Origin of the sequence: Sorangium sp. So ce363, from assembly GCF_051520435.1 — a bacterium.
Classification (GTDB): Bacteria; Myxococcota_A; Polyangia; order Polyangiales; family Polyangiaceae; genus Sorangium; species Sorangium cellulosum_B.
This window is the reverse complement of the sequence record NZ_CP150333.1, coordinates 11862302-11881652: the sequence shown is the minus strand read 5'-3', so window position 1 is coordinate 11881652 and position 19351 is coordinate 11862302. Positions and strand designations below refer to the sequence as shown.

Annotated in this window: 14 protein-coding genes; 9 read left to right on the top strand and 5 right to left on the bottom strand. The window is 68.9% G+C overall.

The window, feature by feature from the left end:
* Position 1: 1 nt before the first annotated feature.
* On the bottom strand, positions 2-1978 hold the full coding sequence (locus tag WMF12_RS44685) for an ABC-F family ATP-binding cassette domain-containing protein (RefSeq protein ID WP_437854794.1): 1977 nt from the start codon (positions 1976-1978) through the stop codon (positions 2-4).
* 1080 nt (positions 1979-3058) lie between these two features.
* Here WMF12_RS44685 and WMF12_RS44680 point away from each other — a divergent pair.
* A complete protein-coding gene (locus WMF12_RS44680) occupies positions 3059-3268 on the top strand; it encodes a hypothetical protein (RefSeq protein ID WP_437854793.1) in 210 nt (69 codons plus the stop codon).
* Between the two features lie 94 nt (positions 3269-3362).
* On the opposite strand, the gene WMF12_RS44675 is transcribed toward WMF12_RS44680, so the two are convergent.
* The 4 genes from WMF12_RS44675 to WMF12_RS44660 form a co-directional block, all read right to left on the bottom strand.
* Positions 3363-4061 carry a carbohydrate-binding family 9-like protein gene (locus tag WMF12_RS44675; RefSeq protein WP_437854792.1) on the bottom strand — a complete coding sequence of 233 codons (699 nt, stop codon included), beginning with the start codon at positions 4059-4061 and terminating at the stop codon, positions 3363-3365.
* 244 nt (positions 4062-4305) lie between these two features.
* Positions 4306-5946, bottom strand: a complete 1641-nt coding sequence (ffh, locus tag WMF12_RS44670; RefSeq protein WP_437854791.1) for a signal recognition particle protein — start codon at positions 5944-5946, stop codon at positions 4306-4308.
* A gap of 169 nt (positions 5947-6115) precedes the next feature.
* Complete coding sequence (locus tag WMF12_RS44665) at positions 6116-6658, bottom strand: hypothetical protein (RefSeq protein WP_437854790.1); 543 nt, start codon at positions 6656-6658, stop codon at positions 6116-6118.
* Positions 6659-6669: 11 nt separating this feature from the next.
* Positions 6670-7212, bottom strand: a complete 543-nt coding sequence (locus tag WMF12_RS44660) for a hypothetical protein (RefSeq protein ID WP_044967211.1) — start codon at positions 7210-7212, stop codon at positions 6670-6672.
* 355 nt (positions 7213-7567) lie between these two features.
* On the opposite strand from WMF12_RS44660, the gene WMF12_RS44655 reads away from it, so the two are divergent.
* The 8 genes from WMF12_RS44655 (at position 7568) to WMF12_RS44620 (ending at position 19275) form a co-directional block, all read left to right on the top strand.
* On the top strand, positions 7568-8428 hold the full coding sequence (locus WMF12_RS44655; RefSeq protein WP_437854789.1) for a hypothetical protein: 861 nt from the start codon (positions 7568-7570) through the stop codon (positions 8426-8428).
* 149 nt (positions 8429-8577) lie between these two features.
* Positions 8578-9288, top strand: coding sequence for a hypothetical protein (locus tag WMF12_RS44650; RefSeq protein WP_437854788.1), 711 nt, complete (start codon positions 8578-8580; stop codon positions 9286-9288).
* A gap of 40 nt (positions 9289-9328) precedes the next feature.
* Positions 9329-10195: a hypothetical protein gene (locus WMF12_RS44645; protein WP_437854787.1), complete on the top strand. Its 867-nt coding sequence runs from the start codon at positions 9329-9331 to the stop codon at positions 10193-10195.
* A gap of 232 nt (positions 10196-10427) precedes the next feature.
* Positions 10428-12920 carry an N-6 DNA methylase gene (locus WMF12_RS44640; protein ID WP_437854786.1) on the top strand — a complete coding sequence of 831 codons (2493 nt, stop codon included), beginning with the start codon at positions 10428-10430 and terminating at the stop codon, positions 12918-12920.
* Complete coding sequence (locus tag WMF12_RS44635) at positions 12913-14208, top strand: restriction endonuclease subunit S (protein WP_437854785.1); 1296 nt, start codon at positions 12913-12915, stop codon at positions 14206-14208. Before WMF12_RS44640 ends, WMF12_RS44635 begins: the two co-directional genes overlap by 8 nt.
* On the top strand, positions 14205-15329 hold the full coding sequence (locus WMF12_RS44630; RefSeq protein ID WP_437854784.1) for a virulence RhuM family protein: 1125 nt from the start codon (positions 14205-14207) through the stop codon (positions 15327-15329). The genes WMF12_RS44635 and WMF12_RS44630 overlap by 4 nt, the downstream gene beginning before the upstream one ends.
* Before the next feature lie 8 nt (positions 15330-15337).
* A complete protein-coding gene (locus WMF12_RS44625; protein ID WP_437854783.1) occupies positions 15338-18589 on the top strand; it encodes a type I restriction endonuclease subunit R in 3252 nt (1083 codons plus the stop codon).
* Positions 18586-19275 carry a M48 family metallopeptidase gene (locus WMF12_RS44620; protein ID WP_437854782.1) on the top strand — a complete coding sequence of 230 codons (690 nt, stop codon included), beginning with the start codon at positions 18586-18588 and terminating at the stop codon, positions 19273-19275. Before WMF12_RS44625 ends, WMF12_RS44620 begins: the two co-directional genes overlap by 4 nt.
* The last annotated feature ends 76 nt before the right edge of the window (positions 19276-19351 follow it).

Below are 19351 nucleotides of genomic sequence, written 5' to 3'. Positions count from 1 at the left end.
GTCAGGCCTTGCCGGCGGCCTCGCGCTTCGTCTCGAGCTCCTCCCAGCGGCTGACCAGGCGCGCCGCCTCCTGCTTGGCGCGCTCGAGCTCCGAGAGCAGCCCCGCCACGTCCGCGCCGCGGCTCGCGTAGAGCGTCGGGTCGGCGAGCTTCGCCTCGAGCTCGGCGACCTTCTGCTCGGCCGCGTCGATCCGCCCCACGATGCCGTCGAGCTCCGTCCGCTCCGCGAACGTGAGCTTCGGCTTGTCGCCTGCCCGCGCGGCGGCCTTCGCCGGCGCCGCCGCCGGCCGGGCCTCCGCCGCCTGGGCCTTCGCGGCCCGCGCCTCAGCCTCCGTCTCGAGCGCGGCGTTCGCGCGCTGCTCGCGGTAGGCGTCGTAGTTGCCCGCGTACCGCACGACCCGGCCGTCGCCCTCGAACGCGAGGATCGAGGTCGCCACCCGGTTCAGGAACCAGCGGTCGTGGGTCACGACGAGCGCCGAGCCGTCGAGCTCGATGAGCATCTCCTCGAGCGCGGCGAGGGTCATCACGTCGAGATCGTTCGTGGGCTCGTCGAGGATGATCACGTTGACGCTCTGGGTGAGCATCTTCGCCAGGGCGACCCGCGCCCGCTCGCCGCCGGAGAGCGAGCCCACCGGCTGCCGCGCCTTGTTCGGATCGAACAGGAACCGCTCCAGGTAGCTGCGCACGTCCATGGATCGGCCGCCGACCTCGACGCGCGTGTGCGAGCCCGCGATGTTCTCGAAGATCGATTTGTCGAGGTCGAGCCCGCTCCTGTGCTGGTCGAAGTAGGCGACGCTCGAGTTCTTTCCGAGCACGACCTCGCCTTCCATGCGGGGCCCCTCGGCGGCCGCGCCGTCGCCTTCGGCGCCGAGCTGGCCGAGGATCGCGCGGAGCATCGTGGTCTTGCCCGTGCCGTTGCGGCCGACGATGCCGACGCGCTCGCCCTTGGTCAGGGTGAAGTCGAGGCCGCGCACGAGCCATTTGCCGTCGAGCGAGAGGCCGAGCTTCTTCAGCTCGAGGATGGTCTTGCCGGTGCGCACCGACTCCACCGAGAGCTGCGCGGTCCGCTCCGCCTTGGGCGGCGGCGCGCTCTTGGTCGTCTCGGCGCGCTGGATGCGGGCCTTCTGCTTTCCGGTGCGCGCCTTCGGCTGCCGCCGGAGCCACTCGAGCTCGGTGCGCAGGAAGTTCTGCCGGTTCGACTCGGTGCGCGCCTCGAGCGCGAGGCGCTCGGCCTTCTGCTCGAGGTACTCCTCGTAGCCGCCGTCGTAGCTGTAGACCTTGCCCTTGTCGATCTCGAGCGTGCGCTCCGCGACGCGGTCGAGCAGGTAGCGATCGTGGGTGATGAGGAGGAGCGCGCCGGGGTGCTCCTCGACGAGGTAGCGCTCGAGCCACTCGACGGTCTCGACGTCGAGGTGATTGCTGGGCTCGTCCAGCACGGCGAGGGCGGGCCGCGACACGAGCAGGCGGGCGAGCGCGACGCGCCTGCGATCGCCGCCGCTGAGCACGCTCATGGGCGCGTCGGGCCGGGTGACGCCGACGTGGCCGATGATGGCGTCGACCTGGTGCATCATGTCCCACCCGCCGAGCCGCTCGACGTCGGCCCCGGCCTCGGCCTGCTCGGCGAGGAGCGTCTCGGCGTCCCCCGAGCCGGCCGCGAGCGCCCGGCTCACCTCGTCGTGGCGGGCCTTGGCGGCGTGCCACGCGGAGAGCCCGGCGAGCACCACGTCGCGCGCGGTGTCGGTCGGCTCGAAGACCGGATCCTGCGAGAGGACGCCGATCTCGGCGCCGCGGCGGCGCGCGATGGTGCCGCTGTCGGCCTGCTCGACCCCGGCGAGGATGCGGGCGAGCGTGCTCTTGCCGGAGCCGTTGACGCCGACCAGGCCCACGCGCTCGCCGGTGCGGATGTTGACCGAGACGCCGTCGAGGATCGTCTGGGGACCGAAGGATTTGTGGAGATCGTGAGCGGTGAGGACGGGCACAGGGCGCGGAGCTTAGCGCAGCCGGCGGGGCATGGGCCGGCTTTGCTGGGCCCGTGACGGATGGTCCGGGCCCCCAGGGGGCGCGGCGCCGCCCCAGCCCCGATGGGGAGGGCGGGTGTGCCGTGTTCTGCGATGAGAGGCGGAAAGGCGCTCAAGGCAAGCTCTTCTGTGCTGATCCGATGAATCGTGATTTTCGGGATCGCCCGGGCGCGAGACGAAGGGTTCTCCCCGGTGGCAGAGGGCGCCCACGCGACCCATCTTCGCGATCCACGCGACCAGGCTGGCGCGATCTGTCGCGCAGCGCTGTCGCGCGGCGGAGACGTGTTGAAGGCAGTGCTCGCAAGGAAGAAAGGAGGCGCAGGATGCGAGATCGATTCGACAGGGACACAGGCTACGGACGAAATGAGCACGGCTGGGATCGGCGCTACAGAGACGACCGGAGCCATTTCACCGAGCGCGGCGATCCTCGCAGCGAGCGCCGCAGCGCGGGCCCGATCTACGATCACGGGGCCGCTCTGCGCGACGACCGCGATCGGGGCCGCGAGCACGCTCGCACGGTTGGGCCCACGACGCACCGCGACCCCATGGGCCGCGCTCTCGGCGACGGTCGCTTCGCCAACAGCGACAGTCGTCCCGGTGACCAGGAGCGCGGCTGGCCCCACGACGACCGCGGCGGCGATTACGTCGGCGGCCGCGAGCACAGCCGCGGCTTCGGCGGCAATCCCCTTCCCGCCGTGGGCAGCGCATACAACTTCAATCTCGGCGGCGCCTATTACCTCGGCATGACCCGCGTCGTGAGCCCCGATTACGGTCCCGATGCGGCCTGGCACGACGGCGCGTACCGCGGTGAGAACCACGAGCTCCGCGAATCCGGCCGCTCGGCGCTCGAGGGCGTCGGCCACGCGCTCGGCGAGATCGGAGACCGCGTGCGCAGAGCGTTCGGCCGCGGACCGAAGGGCTACAAGCGCTCCGACGCGCGCATCCAGGAGGACATCTGCGAGATGCTCGCGGAGCGCGGGGACATCGACGTGAGCGACGTCACGGTCCAGGTGGAACAACGAGGTCATCCTCGAGGGCACAGTGCCCGAGCGCTACCACAAGCGCATCATCGAGCTCGCCGCCGAGGGCGTGCGGGGCGTCGAGGACGTGCACAACAGGATCCGGGTCCAGCGAGCGATCGAGCCGGCGACCCGCTCGACCGCCACGGCGGGCACGATGGGTGATGCCGCCCTGGCGGGCACGCAGCAGGGCGCGTCACGCCCGACGGCGAGCCACACGGCCCGGATCTGAGCTCGCGCGCCGGCGCCGATCGCACGAGGTGCCGAGAGCCTCCGCGACTCCGGTAACCCGCCCGTGCGCTGAGGGCTCGCTCGACGTCGCGACGTCAGTCGACTGCGATCGCGACGAACCGGACCCGCCCGAAGCGCCGCGCCCTGTGGAAGTTCCCCTCCCCCAGGATGGGCGACCACGCCGCCCCACCGTTGTTCTGCATGGCGTAGAAGTTCATCCGCCACGCGTCCCCCGGCGCCGGCGGCGCGGCCTTCGCCTTCGTGAACGAGCTCCACGGGATCTTCGCCTCGACCACATACCCCCGGTCCTCGTCCGAGCCGTCGTCGAGCGTCCCCCGCAGCGCGACCGCGCTCGCGAGCCCCGCGCTCCACTCCTCATGGCCGAAAGGCCCGCTCGGGCCGCCCCGTGGAGCGTTGTAGTCGTCGAACTGCGAGTCGAAGACGAGGTTCTGAGGGTTGATCTGGATCTCGTAGTAGTCCTTGTTGTCCCCGTCGCCGTCCGGATCGATCATCACCTCGACGGTATCCCGCTCCCAGAGGTGCGGATCCCGCGCGCCCTCGGGGAACCCGCCGGTGATCGTCCTGTCGCTGACGTCGAATCCGACGTAGAGGAACCCGTCGTCCCAGAGCAGCCGCGCCTCGCCCTGCGTCGGCAGCGACCGATCCTCGCGGCCCGTGCCCACGTTGACGAACGGGCCTGTCGTCGCCGCCGCATGCCACGCCGGCTCGTCGAGCCGGCCGTCGATCGCGATCGCCGCGCCAGGCGCGAGCTTGCGCACCGCGAGCTCTTTCACGGAGGCGAGCTGCCTCCGCGCCTCCGCATCCGCGCCACGGCCAGCGCCCACACCCGCGGACGCCGCCGGCGCCCGGCCGGCCGACCCGGCAGGCGCGGCCCCCTGCTCACCTCCGCCACCCCTGGAGCACGACGCCGCTGCAGCGACCGCGCCGACCATCACCAGGGCCCGCGCGACCGCGTGCGCATCGTGCGCATCGTCGAACGAGCGCCGCCGGCAGCAGGGCCCCCGCACGCGGCCGCCGCTACTTGCGCCCCTTCTTGCGGGCGTCGCGCTCGCGCTTGCGCTGCGCCTTCTTCGCGTTGCGCTCGGAGGCGCTGAGCGTCTTCATCTTCGTCATGTTCGGGCCCCCGGCGCCGGCGCCCGGGAAGCCGCCCATGCCCGGCATGCCCATCCCGGGCATCCCCATCCCCGGGAAGCCCATCCCCGGGAAGCCCATCCCCGGCATCCCCATCCCGGGCATGCCGCCGCCGGCCATCATCTGCTTCTGCATCTCCCGCATGTTCTTGGCCATGGCCATCTGCTTCATGCCGGGGATCTTGCCCATGAGGCCCATGTTCTGGCCGAGGCCGCTCATCATCTGGCGCATGAACAGGAACTTCTGGACGAGCTCGCTCACCGCCTCGGGCTTCGAGCCCGAGCCCTTCGCGATGCGCTCCACCCGCTTCGGCTCGCGGACCAGCGCGTACGGGTCGCTCTTCTCGAGGCGGGTCATCGACTGGATGATCGCCTCGATGCGGACGAGCTCCCGGTCGTCGAGGTTCACGTCCTGGGGCAGGCCGCCCGGGAACATGCCGCCGAGGGGCAGCTTGTCGACGAGATCCTTCAGCGATCCCATCTTCTGGATCATCCGCACCTGATCGAGGAAGTCCTCGAGCGTGAAGTCGCCCTGGAGCATCCGCGCGGCGTCCTTCTCGGCCTTCTTCTGGTCGACGACCTCCTCGAAGTCCTGCATGAGGCCGACGACGTCGCCCATGCCGAGGATGCGGCTCGCCATGCCGTCGGCGCGGAACGGCTCGAACTTGTCCGTCGTCTCGCCGATGCCGGTGAAGAGGACGGGCGCGCCCGTCACCTCCTTGATGCTGAGCGCCGCGCCGCCGCGGGCGTCGCCGTCGAGCTTCGTCAGCACGACGCCGCCGATCGACAGCCGCTCGTTGAAGCCGCGCGCCGTCTTCACGGCGTCCTGGCCGATCATCGCGTCGACCACGAGGAAGATGTTCTCCGGCTTGGTCGCGTCCTTGATCTGCGCGAGCTCGTGCATGAGCGGCTCGTCGATCGCGAGGCGGCCGGCGGTGTCGTAGATGATGACGTCGCGGCCGAGCCGCTTCGCCTCGCCGCGGGCCGCGGCGCAGATGGCGACCGGCGACTCGCCCGGCACGTTGAACACGGGGATCTTGAGCGACTCGCCGAGGACCTTGAGCTGCTCGACGGCCGCGGGGCGCTGCATGTCGGCCGCGACGAGCAGCGGCTTCTTCCCCTGCTTCTCGAGGTAGCGCGAGAGCTTCGCGCAGCTCGTCGTCTTCCCGGAGCCCTGGAGGCCGACCATCATGATGCCCGTGGGCCCGCTGTCGGCCCAGGCGATCTCGTCGCCCTCGTGGGTCATCATCGCCTCGAGCTCGTCGTGGCAGATCTTGATGAAGTGGTCGCTCGCCGAGACCTGGTGGACCTCGCCGGCGTGCTTCACGCGCGTCTCCAGGGTGCGGCCGACCGCGGCCTCCTTGACCCGGGCAAGGAACGCCTTGACCACCCCGATCTCGACGTCGGCCTCGAGCAGGCTGAGCCTTACCTCGCGGAGCGCGGCGTCGATGTTGCCCGCAGTGAGCTCCGTGAGCCCGGCGAGGCGGTTTCTGGCCTGACGAAAGCCCCGTGTCAGCGTGTCGAACATGGCAGGGCGGGTCTTAGCACAGGGGACCGCGAGCGCGGATCCCCTTGCCCTCTTCAACGCCGCGCGACGCGGGGCGCGGGCGCGGCCGGCGCCCCTCCCCGGGGGCGCGCGGCGCGGGCGCCACGGCCGGCGCGGACGCCGCCGGCACGGGCGCGGACGATGCGGGCCGTCACATCCCGCGCCGGCCCGAGCGGCGGAGGATCGCGAGCGCCTCGGCGCACCTCGGCATGACCTCGGCGCTCTCCTTGACCTTGGCGTCCGCGGCGACGAGATCCGCCAGCGCGCCGGGCCCGGCGTCCCCGTCGGGCGCCTCGATCAGGGCGCGGACGCGCGCCTCCGCGGCCGTCGCGTCGAGCAGCAGGCGGTAGGCCCGCGCGCACGTGTCCTTGGCGCTCGCGGCGGGCGGCGTCGATGCGGGCTGGCGCTCGAGCTCCGCGAGCAGCGCCTCGCGCGCTTCGCGCGGCTCGCTCGGGGCGTCGCGGAGGACGTCGATCGCATGCAGGAGCGCGTCCGCCTCCTGCTGCTCGGCCGATCGGCCGCACCCGGGCGCCAGCTGGACCATGGCGACGGCGGCGAGCGCCGCGGCGATCCGCTTCACTGCAGCGATCCGCCGGACGGCCGTCCCTGCTGCGCCCGCCGCCGCTGCCGCCTTCGCCGCCCCTGCTGCGCCGGCCGCCCCTGCGCTGCCCGTCGCGCCGGGCCTCGTCGTCACGCTGGGCGCCCTCAGTCGGCCGGCTTCGCGGGCGGGCCCATCTGGATGCGCTCGCCGAGGTAGGAGCCGATCAGCGTGAAGAGCACGCCGATGAGCGCCATGATCACGTACATGAACAGCGGCATCGTCCGGACGGTCTGGCTGTGCAGGAGGTAGAAGACGGTCGGGATCGCGACGAGGAACGACGCGACGACCGGCTCGAGGAACGTCTTTCCGGGCGAGATCATGCCGAGGAGGACGCCGCCGATGAACCAGACGGGGATGGCGACGATCATCCCGTTCGAGCCCTCGAAGTCGAGCTGCTGCACGATCATGGGGAGGCCGCCGACGAGGGCCGCGGTGAGCACGCTCTGCAGGACGAGGGCGATGAGGCACCAGAGGATCGAGAAGCCCTCCTGCTGGTAGCGGCGGTGGCGGTCGAGCTCGGAGTCGCGGAAAGGCGCGAGCGAGCCCATCCTGGCGCCGCACGCGATGCAGCGCCCGCTCGCCGTCACGGAGGCGTTGTTCGCGCCGCACGACGGGCACACGATGGAGCTGTCGTTCTTCGAGGGCATCGCGGCTAGGCTAGGCAAGGCGCCGCGTGCGGGCAAGCGCGTGACGCGGCCCCCTGCACCGCGGCCGGGCGAGCGCGCGGCGAGCTCAGGGGCGGCCCGAGAGGACGGTGGGCGGGGCCGCGACCGGTCGCCCGGAGGCGGGCGGTACGAGGCTCGCGGGCCGGCGGCAGGAACACGGGCGCGTGGGGGGTGCCGCCACGCGCCGCCCCCCGGCGCGCATCCGGGCGCCGGCTCGGCGATCGCGTCGCGCGGTTCCTGATGGGCGAAGGCACGGGCTAGACTCGGCGCCCCGCCGACGGACGCTCGCGCGGCGGGGATCCCGCCGGCTGCTGCGAGTTACGCAAGAGGCGCACGAATGGGCCTGGACGCGACCGTGGTGTGCAGATGTTGGCTCGACGGGACGACGCGGACGCCGCCCCCGCACGCGGAGCACGTGGCGTTCGATGAAGAGGGGCAGCTCTGCCTGACGCTCCCCGAGGAGCGTCAGGACGCGCACGACGCGTTCTATGCATGGATGGAGGACTGCTGCCCGCACCCACGCATGTGGCTCGCCTCCGAGTGGATCTCGAACTGGGCAGGTCTCAGGGCGTTCCAGGCGGCGCTCGATCGGATCGGCTGGCAGCACTTCCCGACGCTTCACGCCGAGCTGCCGGCGGCGAACGGCGGCATGATGCCGGCCGAAGCCAGCGCGCGCGCGCTGGGAGAGCTCGCGCGGTTCGCCGAGCGCGTCGCCTCCGTCCGCTCGGCCTTCCTGGTCGACTCCGAGACCGGCCATGAGCTCTATGACTTCATTCCGCAGTACGAAGGCATCTTCATCATGAGCGGCTCGGACCAGATCCACCTCGGCTTCGACGTGAACGGCTTCTTCGTGCGGAGCCGCGGAGCGCCGCCCCGCGAGCTGTTCCGCGCCCTGCGCGTCGAGCAGGTCCTGCTGGAGCCCGAGCGCACCGAGGCCCCCGAGGGCGGCCGCGTGCTGCTCCGGAACCTCGACACCGGACGCGAATTCGAGTCCAGGGTCGCCGTTCCCGGCAGGTGCATTCCCTGGCCCGACGGTCGAATGCAGGACGACAGGGGGCGCGTCCGCTCCGCGTATCCGCGCGGCTTCCACGTGGCGCAGCGCGCGCTGGGCATCGCCGATTTCGAGCAGATCCTCGGCTCCCTGCGCCGGGTCTTCGAGGCTTCGGTGGCCACGGGCAACCCGGTGTGCTGGTGCTGAGCCCGCGTACGCACGAAGGGAGCGTGTCGTTCGCCCGTGTCCTGCGGGCCCAGGTCGGCCACGCCCGAGCCCGCTCCTCCCCTCGTCCGAGGACCCGGCGAGACGGCGGTGCACCGCGGCCGGCGCTCCGGCTATATACTCGACGAAGCGTGCCCACCGACCCGACCTCGACCCTGGAATCCATGACGTCCGGCCCGCGCGGCCCGGGCGGCGATGGCCTCGATGTGGCGGGGCCCGATCCGGAGCTGCTCGCGCTGCCGTCGCCGCCGAAGCAGGAGCGCACGGTCACGGTGGCGCTGATGGCGGCGACCGCGATCGCCGCGCTGTGGATGGCCGTCGCGCTCCTCGGGGAGGCGCGATACGCGCTGTCGCCGGGCCAGCCGGCGGACGTGGGAGAGCTCGCGTCGCTGCGGCCGCAGGCGGACCTCGCGAACCGTTACGTGCGGGCCGCCGGCCTGCTCGGGACGCGCGGCGCGATCCGGTACGGGCGCGCCGCGGAGGGCGACTCGTTCCGGCTGGCGCCGGTGGCGGGCAACCCGGGGCTGTGGGTGGAGATCCGGGTGCCGGAGGGCTTCGAGGGCCCGCGCTTCGTCCCGCCGAGCACGTTCGCGGGGCGGCTCGTGCCGTTCAAGAGCGCGGGCATCCGGCACGCGCGGCTGGCCGCCGAGGTGGAGGAGCAGGCGGGGATGGCCGTGACGGACGACGCCTGGCTGCTCATCGACGGCAGCTCGCCGCGCGCGTCGCGCTGGGCGGTCGCGCTCGTGGCGCTGTTCGTGGGCTTCGCGGGCTGGAACCTGTTCGGCATCGCGCGGGTGCTCCACCGCGTGAGGGACGCGAGGGACGCGCGCCGCGCTTCTTGACGCGCTCGCGGCAGGGGAGCAGGACGCTGCCTGCCCACCGATGCCCAAGGTCACCTTCGTCAACGAGCACAGGACGGTCGAGGCCGCGCCGGGTCGTCTCCTCAGCGAGATCGCGGCCGAGCTCGGGATAGCGGTCTGCCGCGAGGCGTTCCGGGGCACCGGCATCGGCGACTACACGTGCTGGGTGAAGGGGGAGCCTGGCGCGACGTCGCCCCCGACGTTCCTGGAGAAGCTGCTCGGCGCGCGCGGCCAGCGGCGGATGGCGAACAGGACGCGCGTGCTCGGCGACGTGCAGGTGTGGACCCAGGCCGGCCCTGGCAACCGGCTGCGCGCGCCGCGGCCGATCGCGCCGCCGCCGAGCCCGGCGACGGATCCGGAGGCCCCGCGCAAGCCGATCGACGCGAGCGGCAGCGCGGCGTTCCCGTACGGCGATCCGCGCGCGGTCGGCCACGGCAAGCGCGAGCCGATCGCGGCGGGCGCGCTCGAGGCGAAGGCCGCGAAGGAGAAGAAGGCGAAGGCGGCCCCGGCGAAGGCGGCGGAGGGCGCGGCGACGGAGGCGGCGGCGAAGGCGGCGGAGGGCGCGGTGCCGGAGGCTGCTGTGAAGGCGGCGGAGGGCGCGGCACCCAAGGCCGCAAAGGCGCCGAAGGCTGCTGCCAAGCCGCCAGAGGCCGCGGCACCCAACGCCGCAAAGGCGCCAGAGGCCGCGGTGCTCGATCCTGCCGCCAAGGCGTCGGAGGCTGCGGCGAAGACACCGGAGACCGCGGCGCCAGAAGCTGCGGCGAAGGCGCCGGAGGTCGCGGCCCCCGACGCCGCAAAGGCGCCAGGAGCCGCGGAACCCGAGGCCGCGGCGAAGGCGCGCGAACCTGCAACGGCAGCCAAGGAGACCGGCGGAGGGGCATCGCAGTAGCGGTCGTTGCGCGCTCGCGCCACGCCGACGCGAGCGGATACAACCTACGTCATCTTGTTCGTCTGCGGCGAGCTGAACGGCGAGAGCAGTCAAGCCGCAGAAGAGAACGTCGAGCACACGAGGCCCCGCTTCTGCAGCTGGTCGTTGCGACCAGGACCGGGAAGCCTACGGCAGACGTCGCGCTTGAGGCCCCCAGCTGCAGTCGCGGCGGTGGTACAAGAAGTACCTCCCGATGGCCCGACTGACCCTGCCCCAGCTCGAACGGCACCTCTTCAAGGCCGCCGACATCCTCCGCGGCAAGATGGATGCATCCGAGTTCAAGGAATACATCTTCGGGATGCTTTTCTTGAAGCGGTGCGCCGATGTCTTCGACGCCCGCTTCGAAGAGCTCTGCGAGAAAGAGCGCGCCCGAGGCCGGAGCAAGGCCGAGGCGCAGAAGCGCGCGGGGCACCCGAGCTTCTACGCCGAGACCTTCTACGTCCCGCCGCTCGCGCGCTGGGAGCACCTGCGCGACGAGCTCCACCACAATGTGGGTGACGGGCTCAACAAGGCGCTCGCCGCGCTCGAGGAGAACAACAGCAGCCTCGACGGCGTGCTCACGCACATCGACTTCACCCGCAAGGTCGGCCAGTCGAAGATCCCGGACAAGAACCTCCGCGACCTCATCGACCACTTCTCGAAGATCCGGCTCCGGAACGAGGACTTCGAGTACCCGGACCTCCTCGGCGCCGCGTACGAGTACCTCATCCGCGACTTCGCCGACTCCGCCGGCAAGAAGGGCGGCGAGTTCTACACGCCACGCGCCGTGGTCCGGATGATGGTCCGCATCGCCGCGCCTGACGAGGGCATGCACATCTATGACCCGTGCTCCGGGTCCGGCGGCATGCTCGTGCTCTCCCGCGAGTACCTCGACGAGCATCAGAAGAACCCCAAAGACATGCGTCTGTACGGCCAGGAATCGAACGGCGGAGTGTGGTCCATTTCCAAGATGAACATGCTCCTGCACGGCATCCGTGACGCCGACATCCGGAACGGCGACACCCTGGCCGAGCCGCTCCACACCGAGGGCGGCGAGCTGATGCGCTTCGACCGCGTCATCAGCAACCCGCCTTTTTCGCAGAACTACGATCAGAAGAACCTGCCCTTCAAGGAGCGTTTCCGCTACGGCTTCTGCCCGGAGAGCGGAAAGAAGGCCGACCTCATGTTCGTGCAGCACATGCTCGCGGTGCTGCGGCCGGCAGGCATGGTGGTCACGGTCATGCCCCACGGCGTGCTGTTTCGCGGCGGCGCCGAGAGGGACATCCGCGCGGGGGTCCTCGACGACGACCTGCTCGACGCCGTGATCGGCCTGGGCTCGAACCTGTTCTACGGCACCGGCATCCCGGCCTGCATCCTGGTCCTGCGGGCCACGGGCGCGAAGCCGAAGGAGCGCCGGGGCAAGGTGCTCTTCATCAACGCCGATCGCGAGTACGCCGAGGGCCGGGCGCAGAACTGCCTCCTGCCCGAGCACATCGAGAAAATCGTCAGCGCCTGGCAGGCATTTCGTGATGTGCCCGGCTTCGCCCGCGTGGTCGGTCGCGAAGAGCTCCGGGAGAACGACGATAACCTCAATATCCGCCGCTACGCCGACAACGCCCCGCCGCCGGAGCCTCACGACGTGCGGGCGCACCTGCACGGGGGTATCCCCAAGGCCGAGGTGAAGACGAAGCAGCCGCTGTTCGAGGCGCACGGGCTCGACCCGCGTCGGCTGCTCCGGGAGCGCGATGAGCGCTACCTGGACTTCGTGGACGGGATCACCGACAAGGCGGACCTGAAGAAGCGGCTGGACGCCGATCCAGGCATGGCTGCACGGGAGAAGCAGCTCGCTGACGCCGTCGAGGGGTGGTGGAAGAAGGCGCGGCGGGAGCTCGGGCAGCTCCAGGGGAACAAGCTCATGGAGGTTCGAGCAGGGCTAATCCGGAGCTTCGAGAAGCAGGTCGGTCCGGCGGGGCTGCTCGCCCCGCACCAAGCCGCCGGCGCGGTGGCGACCGTGCTCGATGGAGCAGCAGATCTCCCGCTCTTCGCGGCGCAGGGGGCCACTGGGCTGGCGAAGGCGGCTGCCGCGGATCTCCGGGCCGCCGTGTTCGAGATGTGGTGGGCGGAGGTGCAGGCGGATCTCAAGACGGCGGCGGCGCACGGGCACCCGGGCGTGGTGGACGCGTGGGCATCCAGCATCCGCGTCGCGCTCGAGGATGACGAGGTGAAGGACAATCTGCTCGACCATCCGCTCACCCGGAAGCTCTTGCCGGCATACCTGGCCGAGATCAAGGGGCTCGAGGTGCGCAAGGCCGAGCTGGACGCCGAGATCAAGGCAGCGCAGTCCGTTGAGGAGGAGGATGATGACGGCGAGGAGGGTAAATCGGAGGAAGAGATCAAGGCGCTGAAGAAGGATCTCGGCGCGGTCAAGAAGAAGCTTAGGGCGCTGGAGGGGGACTTGGTAAGCCGGCTGGAAGAGGAGACCGGCAAGCTTGGTACTGGCGATGCCGAGGATTTGGTGGTCGGGATCCTGAGAGATAGTCTCAACGGCCTACTGGGTCGGTATGTGGCCGACCATCGCCGGCAGGTTGTCTTGGCGTTCGAGGGATGGTGGGACAAGTATCGGGTGACACTCACAGAGATCGAGCGAGATCGCGACGCCGCCTCAGATAGGCTGCGCAACCTCTTGGGGGTGCTCGGTTATGCCTGACAGCACGGCCCCGATTGGTTGGCGAATCTCCAAGGTGCGAGACCTAGGCGAGATCCAACTGGGGCGGCAACGCTCGCCATCAACGGAGAGCGGCGCCAATATGGTGCCGTACCTCCGAGTTGCTAATGTTTATGATGGCTGGATCGATTACTCGGATGTACTACAGATGAATTTTTCGCCCACTGAGCAGCAGAAATATGCTCTCCGTCGGGGCGACATCCTGCTGAACGAAGGACAAAGCTTGGAGCTTGTCGGTCGAAGCGCCGTCTACGACGGTCCAGACGATCGCTACTGCTTCCAGAACACCCTCGTACGCTTTCGAGCCGGATCTGCAATAGACATTGCCTATGCTCGCGCGATGTTCAAGCGATGGCTTGACATCGGGCACTTTACCAAGATTGCCAAACAGACCACCAGTATCGCTCACCTGGGCGCGGATCGCTTCGCCAAGCTTGACGCTCTGGTGCCGCCCCTTCCCGAACAGAGGACTATTGGCCAGATCCTCAATATCGTTGACACGGCCATCCTCAAGACCGAGCAGCTCATCGCCAAGCTGAAGCAGATGAAGCAGGGGCTCCTGCATGACCTGCTTACCCGCGGCATAGACGAGAACGGCGAACTTCGGGATCCCGAGCGAAACCCCGCTCAATTCAAGGCTTCACCATTGGGCCTGCTTCCAGATTGCTGGAAAGTGTTACCCTGCGACACGATTACTGCTGCACCTATCTGCTACGGAATCGTCCAAGCCGGACCCTATGTACCGGAGGGGCCATTTGTACTCACGATCGGCGATCTCAAAGGCGACTTTAGAAGCGGTCTGCATCGAACCTCACCACAGATCGACAAGAACTACTCTCGCAGTCGCGTGCGCCCCAGCGACTTACTTCTCTCTATAAAGGGAACCATCGGTAAAGTTGCCATTGTTCCAGCGTGGTACGAAGGCAACATAAGTCGTGATCTTGCTAGACTGCGCTTCATTCCATCGGCACTTCCAGCATTCATTTCTCAGTATATGACCAGCCCAATCGGTCAACGTCGACTTGAGTTGGCGATCGTTGGAACCACTAGGGCCGAGATCTCAATCCATGTGCTAAAACGGTTACTGGTTCCGCTGGCCTCTGATGAAGAGCAGAGAGAGATCGCACGACGGCTGGAAGCGGCCGACGAGCGCATCTCTAACGAGCAAGCAGGGGCCAAAAAGCTCCGCCTCCTCAAGCAGGCTCTCATGGAAGACCTCCTCACCGGTCGCGTCCGCGTCACCCCCCTCCTCGCGGAACCTCCCCCGTGAGCGACCGCGACCCTGACGACCCCGCCGACGACATCGTCTCCGCCCGAGGCGAGATCATCCTCTACCCCATGGAGGACGGCCGGAGCCGGGTCGAGTGCCGCTTCGAGCATGGCACCCTGTGGCTTTCCCAGGGCGCGATGGTCGCCCTCTACCAGATCGACAAATCCAACGTGTCACGCCACCTCCGCGCCATCTTCGCGGAGGGAGAGCTTGATGAGAAAGCAGTTGTTGCGTATTTCGCAACAACTGGTCTCGACGGCAAGACCTACCAGGTCGGCCACTACCACCTCGACGCCGTGATCGCCGTCGGCTACCGCGTCCGCTCGCCTCGCGGCACCCAGTTTCGCCAGTGGGCGACCGAGCGCCTCCGCGAGTACCTGGTGAAGGGCTTCACCATGGACGACGAGCGGCTCAAGAACCCGCCCGGCCCCGGCGTGCCCGATCACTTCGACGAGCTGCTCGAGCGCATCCGAGACATCCGGGCGAGCGAGCGGCGCGTTTACCTGCGCGTGCGGGAGATCTTCGCCTTGGCGGCCGACTACCGGCCGGGCACGCCCGAGACCGTCGCGTTTTTCCAGACCATGCAGAACAAGCTGCACTTCGCCGCCACCGGCAAGACCGCGCCCGAGCTCATCCAGGAGCGGGCCGACCATACCCAGCCGAACATGGGCCTCCGCACATGGAAGGGGCAGGGCGTACGCAAGGGCGACGTGACCGTTGCCAAGAACTACCTGAACGAGGACGAGATTACCGAGCTGAACCGCATCGTGGTCATGTTCCTGGACTACGCCGAGGACCAGACCAAGCGGCGGAAGCAGCTCTACGTGCACGAATGGCCGAAGAAGCTCGACGCCTTCCTGGCCTTCAATGAGCGCAGCGTCTTGCCCGGCCCGGGTAAGTGGAAGCGCGAGGACGCGGACGCTCACGCCGAGCGCGAGTACGAGCGCTTCGCCGCCCGGAAGCGTGAGGTCCTCGAGCAAGAGGCCGAAACCCAGGCGCTGAAGCAGCTCGAGAATGTCGCCCGACGGTTGCCGAAGGGGACCGCGAGCGCGGATCCCCGCCCCTCGTCGAAGGGGACCGCGGACGCTGGGTCCCGCCCCACGTCGAAAAAGAGGAGCTGAGCACGACCATGAGCGGCGGCCCCGAGTACATCAATGTCGAGCTGCCCTTCATAGAGCAGCTCAGCTCGCTGGGCTGGAAGCACATCACTGGTAGCCTCGATCACCCCTCTGTCACCGGCCGTACTTCCTTCCGGGACGTCCTCCTCGAGCCCGACCTCCGTCAGGCCCTCCGTCGCATCAATCTCCGAAACGGCCAGCCCTGGCTCGACGATGCCCGCATCTCGCAGACCATCGCGGCCCTCACGCGCATCAGCGCGCCCCGGCTCATGGAGGCCAACCAGGAGGCCACCAAGCTCCTCCTGGAAGGCCACGCCGTCGACGGCTTGCCCGACTGGGACGGGGGCCGCCAGCAGACGATCCACTACATCGACTGGCAGAAACCCGAGAACAACACCTTCACGGTCATCAACCAGTTCCGCGTCGATTGCCCCCGTGGCCAGGCGGTTCCGTACATCATCCCGGACCTCGTCCTCTTCGTGAACGGGATCCCCATCGTCGTGGTCGAGTGCAAGAGCCCCACGGTTCCCGAGGCCATCCCGAGCGCTGTCGACCAGCTCCGGCGCTACCAGAACCAGCGGAGGGCCGCGGGCGAGATGACGGAGAACGAGGGCAATGAACGGCTCTTCGTGACCAACCAGTTCCTCGTGGCCACGACCTTCGACGACGCTCGCTCAGCGACCATCGGCGCCGACCTCGAGCACTACCTCGCCTGGAAGGACACCGCCCCCATCCCGCAGGCCAACGTCGCGGCCGAGCTCGGCCTGGAGCACCCCTCCAAGCTCTCCAGCCAGCAGAAGCTCATCGCCGGCATGCTCCGTCCGGCGCACCTGATCGACATCCTCCGGCACTTCACCCTCTACCAGCAGGTCTCGGGGCGGACGGTGAAGGTCGTCGGCCGCTACCAGCAGTTCCGCGCCGTGCAGGCCGCCATCGATCGGCTCCTCCACGGCAAGACCCGCGAGCAGGACGGCGAGCACGACCGGCGCGGCGGCATTATCTGGCATACGCAGGGTTCGGGGAAGAGCCTGACCATGGTCTTCCTGGTGCGAAAGCTCCGCTCGATCCCGACGCTGCGCCGCTTCAAGGTCGTCATCATCACCGATCGCAAAGATCTGGAGCGCCAGCTCTCCGGTACCGCGGCGCTCACCGGCGAGACCGTGAAGGTCGCCCGCAAGGTCGACGAGCTGAAGAAGCTCCTGGCCAAGAAGGGGCCCGGCATCGTCTTCGCGATGATCCAGAAGTACGGCGACCGCGACGATGACAAGGCCAGCGCCCAGGTGGCCGCCGAAGCGTTCCCGGTGCTCAACGAGGACGAGTCGATCCTCGTCATGGTGGACGAGGCGCACCGGTCGCACACGAACACGATGCACGCCAACCTGCAGAAGGCACTGCCCAACGCCGCGCGGCTGGGCTTCACCGGCACGCCCGTCATCATGGGGGCGAAGAAGCGCACCCACGAGATCTTCGGCGAGTTCATCGACCGCTACCGGCTCAAGGAGTCCGAGGCCGACGGCGCGACCGTCCCGATCTTGTACGAAGGCCGCACGGCCACCGGCGCGGTGAGCGACGGCCGCGACCTCGATCAGCTCTTCGAGGACATGTTCTCCGAGAAGACGCCCGAGGAGATGGAGGCGATCAGGCGCAAGTACGCTACCAAGGGGAACGTCCTTGAGGCCGAGGAGATGATCAAGTCCAAGGCGCGGGACATGCTCCGACACTACGTGGAGCACATCCTGCCCAACGGCCTGAAGGCTCAGGTGGCGGCCTGTAGCCGGCTCGCGGCCGCCCGGTATGCGAAGGCACTCCCCGAGGCACGCGACGAGCTGGTGAAGGAGGCGAAGGCACTCGACCCCGCGCTCCGCGACCTCGACGACGAGGCGCTCCAGGCCAAGCCGCGGAAGATCCGCGCTGCCGTGCGCGCCTCGCGCCACCTCGCGATGCTCGAGCGGCTCGAGTTCGCAGCCGTGATCTCCGGCGTTCATAACGACGATCCGATCTACAGCCTGTGGACCGACTCTGCGAAGATCGAGTCCCACATTGCCCGGTTTATCAAACCGCTGAAGCACGAGGACGAGACCAAAGCCGATCCGCTGGCGTTCCTGATCGTGAAGTCGATGCTCCTCACCGGCTTCGACGCGCCCATCGAGGGCGTGATGTACCTGGACCGGCCGATCCGAGAGGCCGAGCTCCTCCAGGCCATTGCTCGGGTGAACCGCACCGGGCACGGCAAGCAGGCGGGCATCATCGTCGACTACTACGGCGTGGCGCAGCACCTGAAAACCGCGCTCAAGGAGTACAGCGCTGAGGACATCGAGGGCGCGCTCCGCAGCCTCCGCGACGAGATCCCCAAGCTGCGCGACCGTCACCAGCGGCTGCTCGACTTCTTCACGAGCCACGGCGTGGACGACATCCATGCGCTGGAGGAATGTGTACAGCTCCTCTCCGACGAGCGGCTGCGCGCCGAGTTCACCGTGAAGCTCAAGCAGTTCCTCGACACGCTCGACCTTGTGCTCCCGCGGCCCGAGGGCCTGCCCTACCTGAAGGACGCGAAGCAGCTCGGCCTCATCTACGCAGAGGCACGCGACCGCTACCGCGGACAGGGCCTGCCCGAGCTCGCCAAGTCGATCGGCGCGAAGGTCCGCAGGCTCATCGACGATCACATCGTGTCGCTCGGCGTGGACCCGAAGATCGCACCCATGACCATCACCGACGCAGGCTTCGCGGCGCATGTGGAGCAGCAAGCCTCCCCGAGGGCCAAAGCGTCGGAGATGGAGCACGCCATCCGGCACCACATCCGCCAGCACGTCAACGAGGATCCGGTTCACTACCAGCGGCTGTCCGAGCGGCTGGAGGAGCTCCTCAAGATGTACGGCGAGAACTGGGAGCAGCTCGCGCTTGAGTTGAAGGGGCTCGCTGACGAGACGGGGAAGGGTCGCAAGAAGGACGACAGCGGGCTCGACCCGAAGACGCAGCTGCCGTTCTTCGCGATGCTCAAAGAGGAGCGGGCGAAGGACCGCCCGGTGCCGCCCGCCGATGCCCGCTGGCTGATACAGCTCACCGTGCAGCTCGTGGACGTGATCCGCGCAGAGATCCGGATCGTCGACTTCTGGAAGAACACGCATGCGCGGGAAGTGCTCCGCGGGGCGGTGTTTACGTTCCTGGACGATCACGAGATCGTCCCCTTCGAGCGGGCGGATGCTGTCGCTGACCGGGTGATGGAGCTGGCCAAGGCAAACCACACCAAGCTGGTGAGCGGATGACTGCGCTGGTGGTGGGTGACCTAGAGTTCCAGGTGCGGCGCAGCGATCGGCGGCGCACGCTGGAGATCACGATCGATCGGGATGGTCAGCTCCTGCTGTCCGCCCCCTCGACGACGGCACCGGCCCAGCTCGAGCGCTTCGCACGTGCGAAGCAATTCTGGGTCTACCAGAAGCTCGCCGCCAAGGAGACGCTTCCGCCGAAGGCGCTGGCCCGGCAGTTCGTCAGCGGCGAGGGTTTCCCGTACCTGGGTCGAACCTTCCGGTTGCTCTTGGTGCCTGAGCTCGACGTCCCCGTGAAGCTAGAGGCGGGGCGGTTCAAGATGCGCCGCGCCGACGCCGTCGACGGGCACGCGCATATGGTCCGCTGGTATGCCGCGCACGCTCGCCCGTGGCTTGAGGCGCGCGTCGAGCGGTACGCCGGTCGCATCGAGGTGCAGCCCGGGCGGTTGGTTGTGCAGGACCTCGGCTACCATTGGGGCTCCTGTGGCAAGGGCGGGCGCCTCTATTTCCACTGGAAGACCATCCTGCTGCCTCCCAGGGTCGTCGAGTACGTCGTGCTCCATGAGCTGGTACACCTCATCGAGCCGCACCATGGGTCGGCGTTCTGGCAGCGGCTGGCACGGGTAATGCCGGACTACGAAGCCCGGAAGGCTGCGCTTGCGGAGATGGGCCGGCAGTTGCCGTGATCTTTGGAGCACCGCCGGACCGGCGGGGGCTCCGGTCGGCCATGGTTCACGACCGGCTCGACGCTTGCGCATCTCC

Coding starts and splice junctions, on each gene's coding strand:
- WMF12_RS44660 (WP_044967211.1), bottom strand. CDS start 7,212: ATGCCCTCGAAGAACGACAGCTCCATCGTGTGCCCGTCGTGCGGCGCG.
- WMF12_RS44655 (WP_437854789.1), top strand. CDS start 7,568: ATGGGCCTGGACGCGACCGTGGTGTGCAGATGTTGGCTCGACGGGACG.
- WMF12_RS44625 (WP_437854783.1), top strand. CDS start 15,338: ATGAGCGGCGGCCCCGAGTACATCAATGTCGAGCTGCCCTTCATAGAG.
- ffh (WP_437854791.1), bottom strand. CDS start 5,946: ATGTTCGACACGCTGACACGGGGCTTTCGTCAGGCCAGAAACCGCCTC.
- WMF12_RS44645 (WP_437854787.1), top strand. CDS start 9,329: ATGCCCAAGGTCACCTTCGTCAACGAGCACAGGACGGTCGAGGCCGCG.
- WMF12_RS44620 (WP_437854782.1), top strand. CDS start 18,586: ATGACTGCGCTGGTGGTGGGTGACCTAGAGTTCCAGGTGCGGCGCAGC.
- WMF12_RS44640 (WP_437854786.1), top strand. CDS start 10,428: ATGGCCCGACTGACCCTGCCCCAGCTCGAACGGCACCTCTTCAAGGCC.
- WMF12_RS44635 (WP_437854785.1), top strand. CDS start 12,913: ATGCCTGACAGCACGGCCCCGATTGGTTGGCGAATCTCCAAGGTGCGA.